The 12,914-nt window shown below is 65.5% G+C and carries 5 protein-coding genes; 3 read left to right on the top strand and 2 right to left on the bottom strand.

Going from position 1 to position 12,914, the window contains the following annotated elements:
• Positions 1-11: 11 nt before the first annotated feature.
• The gene (locus tag V0R59_RS23350; protein ID WP_330075467.1) at positions 12-524 is read right to left on the bottom strand and encodes an AidA/PixA family protein; all 513 of its coding nucleotides are present in this window, start codon (positions 522-524) and stop codon (positions 12-14) included.
• 360 nt (positions 525-884) lie between these two features.
• On the opposite strand from V0R59_RS23350, the gene V0R59_RS23345 reads away from it, so the two are divergent.
• Complete coding sequence (locus V0R59_RS23345) at positions 885-2,441, top strand: sensor domain-containing diguanylate cyclase (protein ID WP_330075466.1); 1,557 nt, start codon at positions 885-887, stop codon at positions 2,439-2,441.
• Positions 2,442-2,450: 9 nt separating this feature from the next.
• Here V0R59_RS23345 and V0R59_RS23340 read toward each other — a convergent pair whose 3' ends face one another.
• Positions 2,451-2,987, bottom strand: coding sequence for a cysteine hydrolase family protein (locus tag V0R59_RS23340; RefSeq protein WP_330075465.1), 537 nt, complete (start codon positions 2,985-2,987; stop codon positions 2,451-2,453).
• A gap of 189 nt (positions 2,988-3,176) precedes the next feature.
• Here V0R59_RS23340 and V0R59_RS23335 point away from each other — a divergent pair, with 189 nt between their 5' ends.
• On the top strand, positions 3,177-8,765 hold the full coding sequence (locus V0R59_RS23335) for a Tc toxin subunit A (RefSeq protein ID WP_330075464.1): 5,589 nt from the start codon (positions 3,177-3,179) through the stop codon (positions 8,763-8,765).
• A complete protein-coding gene (locus V0R59_RS23330) occupies positions 8,762-12,835 on the top strand; it encodes a Tc toxin subunit A-related protein (protein WP_330075463.1) in 4,074 nt (1,357 codons plus the stop codon). Before V0R59_RS23335 ends, V0R59_RS23330 begins: the two co-directional genes overlap by 4 nt.
• The last annotated feature ends 79 nt before the right edge of the window (positions 12,836-12,914 follow it).

Here is a 12,914-nt window from a genome sequence, read left to right as displayed (position 1 = left end):
ATTCAGCAGGGTCAGTTGGTGATGGTGATGTACGGGTCCCAGATGTACGGGCCGCCGACGACCTTGGTTTCCCGGTCGAGCAGGTAGAACTGGATCCGGTAGAAGAGCTTGCCGGGCTTCTCGGCACTGGCCTGCCAGACGGAGACGGTGGTGGCGGTGGAGCCGAAGGTCGGCGTCTTGTCCTTGAGGTAGGCCACTGGCACGTCGTCGAATGTCAGCGGGATGGGGTCCGACAGCACGCCGCCATACTTGCCGCTGTTGTTGTTGCCGAGGACGATGTTGCTGATGAGTGCGGTGGTGTCGAAGTTGCGCGACAGGGTGGTGGCGCGCCAGCGCACGTTGTCGCCGTTCTTCAGGTCGAACCACAGCTCGCTGCCGCCGTCCAGCTCGTCGTTCTTGGCGTTCTGGTCGACCAGCTTGCGCTGGACCACCAGGGATACCGAGTCTTCGACGTTGCCGGTGCTGATGAGATTGTCGGCATCGACAAGCAGCAAGACGTCGACGGTGTTGGTCGTTCCGGACATGAAACTCTCCTTGGATCATGGGTTGGCAAGGCGACCACGCCCCGAAGGCGCATCCCGGCTCCCGGTCCCTGGGTGCGGTCGCGGGATCAAGCATGGATGATGGCCATATGATTTCAATGTCCCGATTTCCGACAGGACAATGACAGTGAGCCCCGATGCGGCGCGCATCTTGTTGAATTGTCTGACCATGGGCTGAAGTCGCAACCAGGCTCGGGATGCTTTCCTGCCAAGACAATGGCTGATGGCCTACAACACCAGACGGCAACTCCTTGCAATTTCTGCTGTCGTAGCCCGTCTCGCGGAAACCGCCTACAACAATTGTTCTATCGTTCTGAGGACCTCGGATCGGGAAAGGGCCCAATGACCTTCAAGCACATCGACCTGCGCAAGATCATCCTGCTGTTTGCCCTGGTCACTGCCGGGGTGACCCTGGCCAACAGTTTCTATGCGGCGCGCAAGGTGCAACACCAGGTGCTGGTGGACAACGCCCTGGAAGCCAACCGCGCCTACGCGGCCAAGGTGGCGTCGAGCATCGAGGCCTTCCTGCTCTCGGCGCAGCAGCAACTGGCCTACAGCGTCGGCCAGATGAGCCGAGACTTCGACAACCCGCGCCTGCTCCATGCCGAAGCGCGGCGTATCCAGGAGCAGGACCAGGGCTTCAATGCCATCACCATCGTCGATGCCACCGGCCACGTGCTTGCCGCCTGGCCGCCGTCGCTGTTGCACGACGGCCAGGCGCTGACCTCCAGCGGCGCCGAGCACGCCCTCGACAGCCGCTTGCCGCTGATCAGTGACGCCTACACCTCCAGCACCGGCAACCTGGTGGTGTTCGTCTCCCACCCGGTGTTCGATGCGCAGCAACGTTACCTGGGCTTCGTCGGCGGTGCCGTGTACCTGCGCGAGAAGGGCATCCTGCACACCCTGATCAGCAACCATTTCTACCGCGACGGCACCCTCAGCTACGTGGTCGACAACAACCGGCGCCTGCTCTACCACCCTCAGTTCGACCGGGTCGGCAGCGTCGTCGGCAAGAACCTCGCGGTGGACGCGGTGCTGGCCGGGGAGAGCGGTGCCATGCCGGTAACCAACTCCCAGGGCACCGACATGCTCGCCGGCTACGCCGACATCCCCCTGACGCACTGGGGGGTGGTCTCGCAGAAGCCCTACCGCGACACCGTGGCGCCGCTGGACGGCCTGATGTGGCAGATGCTGCGCGGCACCGCTCCGGTGGGACTGCTGGGCCTCGTCGGGATCTGGTGGATGACCCTACTGATCACCCGCCCGCTGCGCCAGTTGGCGGACAACACCAACGCGATGAACGCGGGCAGTTCGCCGGAGCGCATCCGCCGGGTGCGAGCCTGGTATTTCGAGGCCGACCATATCAAGCGCGCATTGCTGCGCGGGATCAACGTGATGCAGGAGCGCATGGGGCGCCTCAACCTGCAGGCGCAGACCGACCCGCTCACCGGGTTGTTCAACCGCCGCGCGCTGGACGAGGCGCTGGAGGTGATGGCCGAGCGTGCCCAGCCGTTCGCGGTCATCGCGCTGGATATCGATCATTTCAAATCGATCAACGACAACCATGGCCACGATGTCGGCGACGAAGTGCTGGCGCGCCTGGCGGGGGTACTGCGCGAATGCTCGCGCGAGGGCGACCTGGCGTTCCGCCTGGGCGGCGAGGAATTCTTGCTGCTGCTGCCGGACACCCCGATCGGTGCCGCCAGCGAGATGGCCGAGCGCCTGCGCTGGCAGGTGCAGGCGACGCGGATGGAGCCGGTCGGGCACGTCACCGTGTCCCTTGGCGTGGCCCGTTGTGCGGAAGGCGCCGACGCCGCCAGGGCGTTGAAGCAGGCCGACGAACTGATGTATGCGGCCAAGCAGGGCGGGCGCAACCGGGTGGTGGCCCAGCCCGACTGAGGGCGTTTTTCAGAACGCCACGTCGGCCGCCGCGCGCACATAGATGCGCGGACCGAAGCTGGTCATGCTGGCGAAGATGGCATTGTGATGGGCGCTGATCTGCGCCGCCGTGAGCACGCCGTTGTCCAGCGTCGAATGAGCGTCGGCGAGCAATTCCACGCGGTAGCCCAGGCTCAGGGCCCGTCGCACGCTGGTGTCGACGCAGAAATCGCTTTGCAGGCCGCACACCAGCAGGCGGTCGATGCCACGGCCCTGGAGCAGCGCATGCAGCGGCGTGTCGAGGAAAGCATCCGGTGTGGTCTTGCGTACCCGCTCATCCTCCGGCTCGGCGTGCAGGGCATTGGCCAACTGCCAACCCGGGCTGCCGAAGCGGAACAACGGGTCGTCGTCCTGCTCGTGCTGCACGAACACCACCGCCAGCCCGGCGGCCCGGGCGCGGGCGATGCTGGCGTTGATGGTCGCCAGCACCCGCTGGATGTCGTGGGCGGCGAACTCCCCGCTGCAAAGCGATTCCTGTACGTCGATGACCAGCAGTGCGGTTGCCATGGCATTTCCTTGATTGGCGGTGGACGCGAGCCCAGCAGGGTAACGCGCCGCCGGCATGCTTTGAAGCCTGCGGCCACGGGGTTTGCGGCGGCACCTGATATTTCTGTCAGTAGCGCGATTATCCCCGGCTGATTAGCTTCATCGCATAGGTGGCCCCTCGCGCCGCCCCAGTCGATGGAGATCCTGTTCATGGCTCGACGCAAAGCGGCATCGGTGGGTACCTCCCTGGCGCGCATCGCCACCCGACCGGAACAGGCCGAGCAACTGCTGCAGGCGGGGGTGCGTTCGGCCTTCGAGATTGCCCGAGGTAGCGTCGAGGCGCTGCTCAAGCGCGCCCCCGGACTGGATGGCGACGAAGCGCGCACCCTGCACCAGCGCGCCACGGCGCTGACGGTGCTGGCGGCACGGCAGTATCGCGAACAGCGCCTCACCGCTGCGCAAACCACCGGGCAGCCCTGGCGCACCGGCCTGCGCGCACTGGTGGACGGGCCGACCTTCGACAGCCAGTTCAGTCCCAGCTGGGGTGACAATTGCCCGCCGGGCGCGATCGAGGCCACCACCTCGCCAGCGGCCTACCTGACCGCGTTGTTCCAGTGGGTGACCACGGTGATCGAACCGCTGGCCAATACCGAAGAGGGCGAGCCGATATTTCTCGCGGCCCGGCGCCCCGACCTGGCCGGCCTGGTGCTGGACAACCAGAGCCTGGAACGGGTCGAGCCGACCATCGGCATCGTCAACGAGATTCTCGAAGGTGCGGCGCGCAAGCACCTCGACGACCACAACCTGAAGGACCGCAGTGTCGATGATGCGCTGCTGGAGGCGCGCCATCCGTTCGCCCTGCCGTTCGAGCGCTACATGTCGCAGATCAACGCCATCCTGCGGCGCAAGGATTTCAGCCTGGGCGACCTGGTGCGCCAGCTCGACCCGGCGTTTCCCTACTTCTGCCGTGGCGGCCTGCATTCGCTGCGCTCCGATGACGCCTTGCAGATGGACACCATGCTGGGTCCGGAGCAGCGCGCCTTGCTCCTCGAAGCGGCGTATTTCCCCCGGGGAGCGCGACGGGCCAGTGCACGTTCGGTGCAGACCCGCACCAACCCGCGCTCGCTGTTGCGCGAGCCGCTGCTGCGCCTGCAGACGGGTTTCTTCCAGCGCCACTACGGCGTGGAAAAGGCCGAGGACCTTTTGCCACTGAGCACCTTCTGCCTGCGCACCGGGCTTGACCAGGACGGCGTCGAGTCGTTGCTGTCGATCCAGCGCCATGCCCCGGTGGCCTCGCCCAACGTGCCCGGCCTGGCGGCAGCGACCCCGGCGCGCTTCGGCTCGGTGTACATCAACGCCGCGACAGAGCCGGCCATCGACATCAGCAGTGCCGAAGGCGAACACCGGTTGAGCGATTGGAGCAACAACCACTTCGACCGCATGCAGCGCATGGTTCGCCTGGCGCGCTGGCTCGATCTGCCGTTCGGCGACGCCGACCGCCTGCTCGATGCCGCCCTGCAGGCTGAATACGGCGACGCCGGCCGTGGCCGCGGCATCAGTGAAAACACGGTGCGCGCCCTGGGCCTGTTCCGTCGCCTGCGGCGGGACTTCAAGGTCAGTGCCGAGGACTACGCTGCGCTGCTGCAGGGTGTCGCCCTGTACGCACGAGGCAGCGAGATCCCGCAGTTCGACCGGGTGTTCAACGACCCGACGCTGTTCAGCGAGCCACTGGTACTGGACGACAGCCCCTTCGCCATCGTGCCGTCCACCGATGCCGAATATCACCGCATCAATCACCTGTGCAGCGCGCTGGGCCTGGATTTCGAGACCTACCTGTATCTGGCCCGCTACATCCTCCAGGCCTGGAACGCGATGCAGTTGTTCGAGGACGGCCAGGACGAGGTCCTGCATTGGTCGCCTGCCGTGGTGTCGGCGTTCTACCGCCTGGCGCGCCTGCCAGCGTGGCTGGGGCTGGGCTGCCTGGAGGCACTGGCGTTGCTGCAACTGATGGGCGAGCGCGGCCACCAGTACATCGTGCGGCTGGCCCGTCCGCGACTGGAGATCCACCAGCACAGCGAGCTGAGCGACACCCTCAGCGTGATCCAGTCGCTGGCGGATGCCGCGCAGTGGTGCCGCGACAACGACCTTGGCGTCGCCTGGCTGTACCAGCACCTGATGCCGCTGGCGCCCGCCGCAGCCAGCGACCGCGAGCTGGACCTGCTGCGGCAGATCAACACGCGCATGCTGCCGACCATCGTCAGTGAAGCGACCTTCCGCGATGCCGGCGTGCCCATGGTCGCCGGGGTCGACCTTCCCACGCCGATCGACTGGCTCGCGCGGCTGCAGACCTTCGTTTCCGAACAGGGCCTGATCCACGAGCTGGCCGAATATCCCACCAACGAGGAGTACGAGGCCGCGCTGCAGGCACGTCTGGAGGTAGTGGTCGACGACCTCGAACTGCCCGATGCCCCGCACGTGCTGGTGCAGGTGTTCCAATTGATGATGGCAGCCCGCTCGGCGCAGCAGAGCCTGGTCTGGGAGTCGCTGGCCGCCACCTTCGGCGGCAGCGCCGAGCTCAACCAGGAAGTGCTGGCCTGGGCCGGTGGCAGCAGCTACCAGTTGCTCGGCGAGGTGCTGCGCCTGTTCGACGGCAGCGACGCCGAGCCTTTGCCGATCCCGGTGGGCGACGAGGTGCTGGCGCTGTTCTCGCGCCTGAGCCATCGCATGGGTATCGTCGGCCAGCTCAGCCTCAGCCCGCTGGCGGTACGCTGCTGGCGGCGCCACCGTGACTGGTTCGATGACGCGTCGGCGGACGATGACAGCGAGGTCACCTTCGCCCAGCTGTACCTGCTCAGCCGCTACCGCTTCCTGCTGGAGTTCACCCGCCAGGCCGAACAGGCGCTGCTGGACTACCTGAAGCTGGTGGACGACCTGCCGCCGGACCTTACCGAGCAGGACCTGCAACTGATCCGCGAGGATGCGGCCAGCAAGATCGCGCTGTTCACCGGCCTGGGCATCCGCGACATCCTCGATACCGCCCTGGAGATCACCGACAACGGCATCATCGCCACGGTGCGCCAGCTGGATCACCTGGTGCGCGTGCGGCAGACCTGCGACACACTGCAACTGGGCACCAGCGCTGCGCTGGCCTTGAGTCGCTTGCGTGGCAACGGTCCGCGCGAGGCCTACCGCGCCGCCGCCGAAGCTGCGCTGGGCAGCCTGGTGGAAGCCGCCGGCGGGGCGCAGCCGGGGCCGCAGGGCGAGCTGGGCCAGAGCGAAGCCTCCTGGATGGTGGTGGATACCCAGGTGCTGGTGGCCAACACCGATGCCAAGGCCCGCTACCTGCTGACCGTGAAAGACTTTCTCGGCCGGCCGCTGGAGGGCATCACCGTCACCTGGCATACCGACTTCTCCTTGCTCGACACACCGTCCTCGCTGGTCACCGATGCCAACGGCCAGGTGCGCAACGAGCTGTTCGCCGGCACTGAGCTGGGCACGGCCCAGGTGATTGCCCGCTTCGGTCTCGACCGCCAGGTCCTGGCACCGCTGGTGCAGATCGACTGCGACGATGCCAGCCTGGTGATCCAGAACCCGGTCTTTGACCCGCAAGAAGCGCTGGCCGGGAACCTGCAGGCCATCGAATACCGGTTGCGGATACAGGACGAGAATGGCAACCCGGCGCGCGACCGGATCGTCGAGTGGAGCACCGACCTGGGCCAGTTCGAGCGTCCGCAGACCCGTACCGACGCCGATGGCTTCGCCACCGCACAGTTGCGCAGCTTGTCGTCCGGGCCGGCGGTGGTGGTGGTCGACCTGCCGCAGAACGGTGAGCAGCATATCTTCACGGCGGTCAGCTTCATCGAGCAGGAGTACTTCCAGTATGTGCGCTTCAGCGGGCCGGTCGCGGCGACCCAGCCGGCCGTGGCCACGGCCCGGGTGGTCAAGCTCGATGGCAGTCCGAGAGAACGGGTGACGGTGCTATGGGAGGCGGACTTCGGCGAGCTCTCGGCGGACAGGAGCATTACCGATGACAACGGCATCGCCACCATCGAGTACACGGGCCCCGAGCCGGGCGAGGTGACGCTGACCGTCGGCGCCAGGCTCGACAACAAAGACCTGCAGAAGCTGTCATCCGAGCGCACCACGGTATTCGCGCTGCCGACCATGGTCGACATGCAGCCTGCCGAACAGTACTTCGTCGTCCACCAGCCGCATCCGGCGAGCTTCCAGCTGCGCATGGAGCCGCCTGCGGCGGGCTACCCGGTGACCTGGTGGAGTGGGGAGGAACTGCTGGCGACCACCTCGACCGACCGCGACGGCGTAACGAGCTACCAGTGCCATTTCAAGGCCGAGCATCTCGGCGAGCAGACCATCACCGTGCGCTCCCTGCGCGAGAACGAGAAGTTCGACTTCAAGGTGAGGGTGGTGACGCCCCACACCGCGTTGCTGGCCGAGAAGGGCGACGACAGCCTTGGCATGGACCCCGTCGATCCGGCACAAGCAATATTCGCCGTCGATCCGGGGTTGTCATCTAAAGTGCGGATCAGGGCTTTGCGCAGCGATGGCTCGGGAGACAACGAATGCCGCCTGACCTACAGCCTCGGCACCGGCGCCGATCCCCAGGCGCTGGGCGTGACCTTCTCGCCGGCGTTCGGCAAAACGGTCAGCTGCGACGAGGACGGCAATGCGCTGCTGAGCATCGACTGCACCCAGGCCGCGTTCCTGGCCAACAGCGATCCCTCGAGCAACGAGATCGTGGTCAGGGTCGTGTCCAACCTCAATGTTGCCCTTGAGATCAGGTTGCGCCTGCGTTACTTGATGGATCTGGAACGCAGCGAGCTGCATTTCTTCCGGGGAACCGTCGAGTCGGGCGAGGTTGCCGCGCTGTCCGGCCTTCTGCGTCGGCGCAATGGCAACACGCCCCTGAGTCTGCGGGAGGGTGAACGGCGTTTGCAGCTGACCCTGCAAGGCGCGCCGATGTCGAACCGCTTCGATCTGCTCATGCCTGCGGCAGGCGGCGTCTGGTTCAACTCTGGTACGATCATCGGCGGGTCTGGAGAGCTTGGGTCGAGTTGCAGCTTCGAGACTCTGGGCGAGCTGACCAAGCGCATCCACTTCGCCGGGACAAACGTCTTCGAAGCCAAGGAGGTCATCGAGGATGCGGTGTTGAGCCTGACTCAAATCGCCGATCCCGGGTTGATCGATTGGGGCAACCACAACTTCAACGTCGACCACGGCGACAGCTACGGATTCACCCTGACCCTGGCCAACGCCGCCGGCCCCATTGCGGGTGTGTGGTTGTCTCCGGTGCAGTCCAGTGTCAACGGCATGGTCTACCGTGTCGACGGACCGACCGATGACAAGGGCCAGGTCGTCCTCCATGCCGATACTGCCGGGGCGGTGCTGGGTCGGGAACACGGGACCTCGATCGAGTTGGCGCAGGTCTCCTTGCCGCTGAAGCTGCGGAGCTCCGAGTGGGCCGAGGTACAGATGGGCATCACCATTACCGGTCAACAAAAGGCGACTGTCACGGCCCAGTTCAAGCGCCGCGAAGGCAAGCAGTTCCGGGTCGATGGTTTCTTGTGGACTGGTCTTTTCGACTCCTTCCTGGATTCCCGCGAATTCAGTGCCAACCCGTCGTTGAATGGGTTCACCGTCAGCGTGAGCTCGCTGGGAGTGTCCAAGCCCGGCACTCAGGTCTATCTCCGGGTGACCGGGGACACCATGAAGCGCGTACTCCTGACCGGTCAGACCCAGATCATCGTTCCAGAAAACCTGTCCGAAGGAGACGTCTCATGAGTCCCATCCATGCCACCCTCGCCGAGGACCACCGCGACGCCCTGGTCGCCTTCTTTCTCGGCCATGTCGCCACGCAACATGCCGTGCCCGCCGCGCAAAAGCTGGTCACCGAGGAGGATCTGTACGAGTTCCTGCTGATCGACAACCAGGTCAGCGCCAAGGTCGACACCAGCCGCATCGCCATGGCCACCGCCAGCCTGCAGCAGTACATCCATGCCATCTTCAACGGCATGGAGCCCGGCTACCTGGGCATGCTCGACGGCCGCGAGCAGCAAGAGTGGCGCACGGCCAAGAGCGAGTACTCGATCTGGGGCGCCAACCAGATGCTCCAGGACTATCCGGAGAACTACCTGGTGCCGGGCCTGCGCCTGAAGCAGACAGATGCCTTCCGCGAGTTCATCGGCGATACCGAGCAGAGCCGCATTTCCCAGGACGCAGTGCAGCAGGCGCTGCTGCACTATCTGGACAAGTTCGAGCGCATCAGCAACCTGGAGGTCAGGACGGGCTATATCGATGGCCTGGACTTCCGCAAGGCCGACTACTACTTCATCGGCCGGCAAAACGTCGAACCGCGGGCCTGGTACTGGCGCAAGGCGGCGATCCGCTTCGACGACCCCGAGGACGGGCGGGCCGAGGGCGATGACTATCTCAGCCCCACCGCCTGGGACGAGTGGCGGCCGGTGGAGGTGCCCAAGGGCCACGAGGTGGTGCAGATGCGGCCCCTGGTCCTCGATGGCCGGCTGTATGTGCTCTGGGCCGAATACAGCCGTCAGCAGCGCCCGGTCCCGGCTGCCCGTGCCGAGGTGCCGGGGCTGATGGAGGAGGTGCCGCACTACACGCTGAACCTTGCCTATCGCCTGCTGGATGGCAGTTGGTCGGTACCCATGACCTTCGCCCTGGCGCTGGAGGAAGAGATCGTCTTCACCCGCCTGTTCGCGTTCGTCAACCAGGCCGATCCGCAAGACAAGAAGATCGTTATCGGCTTTGCCGCCAACAAGGATAAAACCATCGAGGGGCTGGTCCTGGACATGCGCTTCGAGGTGCTGTTCCAGGGCGTGGTCGACAAGACGGGCGGGGATGGCAGCCTGATCGCCAGGATCGTCAGCGGGATCCGCTATTTCGTCGAGCCTGCGCAGGTGCTGCAGCACCCGTTGGCAAGCAGTGAGCCGCTCTATTTGCAGGTGCGTCATGTACCCAATGGCGAGCACGCTGTCGCCGGCCCGTTCAATGGCTCGCTGGCCCTGGACTGTGAGGTCGGGTTGGACAGCGAAGGGCCCTGCTTCTGGGTGCAGGGTCGATCCAGCGAGACGCTGGGTTACTTCGACCCTTACACGGCTGATCTTCAGATCCGCCTGTACAAGGGGGCAGAGGAGGTCTGGTCGGATACCTCGCGGGTCGTGCTCAACGGCAAGGCACGGAGCAGGCGCGGGGTTCATCCCCTCGATGACGGCGAGCTTCTCGCAGTTGCCTTTGGCTTTTCCCAGGACGACTGGAAATCGATGAATCATTACGAGATTTCCCCTCCGGCCAGCGTACCCAAGGCCCCTGTCCTGATCACCAGCAGAGGCGGCCAGTTCCTCGACCTGGAAAACCTCGGCCTGAAAGGCCTGCGGTACGTACGCCTGAACACCCTGTTCGCCAAGGAGCTGGTAGCCCGGGCGATGGTCTCGGTGGCGACGCTGATCGACTGGGACACCCAGCACATTGAAGAGCCGCCCTTGCCCAGCACCGGGGAGAAGCTGCTGATGGACTTCCACGGTGCCAACGGACGCTATTTCTGGGAACTGTTCTTCCATATCCCCCATGCGCTGGCCTGGCGCCTGCATCACGAGTCGGATTTCCAGGGCGCCGAGCAGTGGCTGCACTACATCTTCAATCCCCAGGCACGGATCAAGCCGAGCAACCCGCCCAGCCCGTTCTACTGGTCGGTGCGACCGCTGGAGGAGGAGGGCCGGGGTGATTACGAGGTCGAGGGTATCGTCGACCCGGACGCCATCTGCTACGGGCGGCCGAGCCACTACCAGAAGGGCATCTTCGCCTTCTACGTGCAGAACCTGCTGGCCTACGGCGACCTGCTGTACCGCCGCCTGACCCGGGATTCGCTGAACGAGGCCAAGCTCAACTATGTCCGCGCCCTCAGCCTGCTCGGCCCGCGCCCGGACAACCGCATGATCGGGCGCTGGGAGCCTGTGCCGCTGGAAGAGGCGGCCAGGCCGGAGGACGGGCTGTTCGCCGCGATCGAAGCGCAGCTGCCCCTCGGCCAGCCGCTGGCGCTCGCCTGCACTGGCACGCCGTGGCTGGAACTGCTGGATTCGCCGCGCTTCCGCCTGCCGGTCAATACCCACTTGCTCGACCTCTGGGACCAGCTGGAAAGCCGGCTGCACAACCTGCGCAACAACCTGACCCTCGACGGCAAGCCGCTGCTGCTGCCGCTATACGCACCGCTGGCCGATCCCCTCGACCTGCTGCATGCGCAGAACAGCGGCAGCGGCCTGGTGCAGCGTGGCGTCGGCAGCCTGGCGCCGGTGCTGGCATTCCGTTTCAAGGCGCTGTTGCCACGCCTGCAAGGCGCGGTAGAGACCTTGAGCCGTTTCGGCGAGCAGGTGCGGCTGTACCGTGAAATGAAGGACCGCGCTGCTCAGGAGGAACTGCAACAGTCGCATCTGCTGGAGCTGTCGCAGTTCGCCATCCAGTTGCAGGGGGTGGCGCTGGAACAGGCCAATGCCACGTTGCTGGCGCTGCAGGCCAGCCGACGGGTGATCGAGCAGCGGCGCGGCCATTTTGAACGGCTGGCGGAAGAAAACGTGTCGCAGGCCGAAATCACGTCGATCCAGCTGCAGGCAGACGCTTCCGCCACCTCCGCCACCGGCCAGGGCTTCGAGACCGCTGCGGGGGCGACGCAAATGGCCTCGGTGATCGTCACCGCCTTCGGTGGCGGACCCAACCGCGTGGGTGCTGCGATGCTGGCGACGGCGGGCGTGTTCCAGCTGAAGGCATCCTTCACGCGTATGGTCGCCGAGCGCATGAGCATCAACGAGCAATACCGCCGCCGTCACCAGGAGTGGGAACTGCAGCGCGACCAGGCCGCCGCCGAACTGGAGGCCATCGACGAGCAGATCCTTGCGCAGCACAGCGCCATCGAGATGGCCAGGGTGCAGATCGCCCAGGCCGCCAAGGCCGAGCAGCAGGCCCAGGACTACTACCGTTTCCTCAAGACCCGCAGCACCAACGCAGGGCTGTATCAATGGCTGGTCAGCCAGATGTCGACCTTCTACTACCAGGCCTACGACGCGGTGGTGGGCCTGTGCCTCAACGGCGAGGCCAGCTGGCGCTATGAGATGGGCGACTACCAGAGCCGCTTCATCCAGCCCAACGTCTGGTTCGATAATTACTTCGGCCTGACCGCTGGCGACGCCTTGCGCCTGCAGTTGCTGCGCATGGAGTCGGCCTGGCTCAAGCGTTTCGAGCGACGCCTGGAGCTGGTGCGCACCGTGTCGCTGAAGGCCCTGTTCGACGGCCGGGAGGGCGGCGACATGACCTGGGACCAGGCCATGAGCGCATTGCTGGGCGAGGGCAAGATCGACTTCGAGCTGACGCCACGCCTGTTCGATGACGACTACCCCGGGCATTATCTGCGCCAGCTGGTCAGCGTCTCGATCTCGTTGCCGGCGCTGCTCGGCCCCTACCAGGATGTCCAGGCCGTGCTGACCCAGGTCGCCAGCCGCACCGTGCTCAAGGCCGACGAAAGGGCGATGAACGCCCTTTACGAACTGCCCGATGCCGATACCCGGCACATCCTCTACAACCCGCGGGCCAGCCAGAGCATCTGCCTGTCCCGCGGGCTCGACGACCACGGCGTGTTCCAGCTCGATTTCTATGACGATCGCTACCTGCCGTTCGAGGGCACCGGGGCACTGTCGGTGTGGCGACTGAGCTTCCCGCGGCACCAGTCGCAGCGCCAGCAGGCGATGCTTGCCAGCCTGACCGATATCATCGTCCAGCTCAGGTACACCGCGCTGGACGGCGGGCCGGACTTTGCCGGGTTCGTGGAGGGACTACTGGGGGATTGAGGGCACGGCAATCGCAACGATCAGTATGGGGCCAGAAGACAATCGCTTCTGGCCCCGTCTTGTCACCGGCACCTGTTCT

The organism is Pseudomonas ulcerans (assembly GCF_036324125.1).
Classification (GTDB): domain Bacteria; phylum Pseudomonadota; class Gammaproteobacteria; order Pseudomonadales; family Pseudomonadaceae; genus Aquipseudomonas; species Aquipseudomonas ulcerans.
This window is presented reverse-complemented; position numbering and strand designations above follow the sequence as displayed.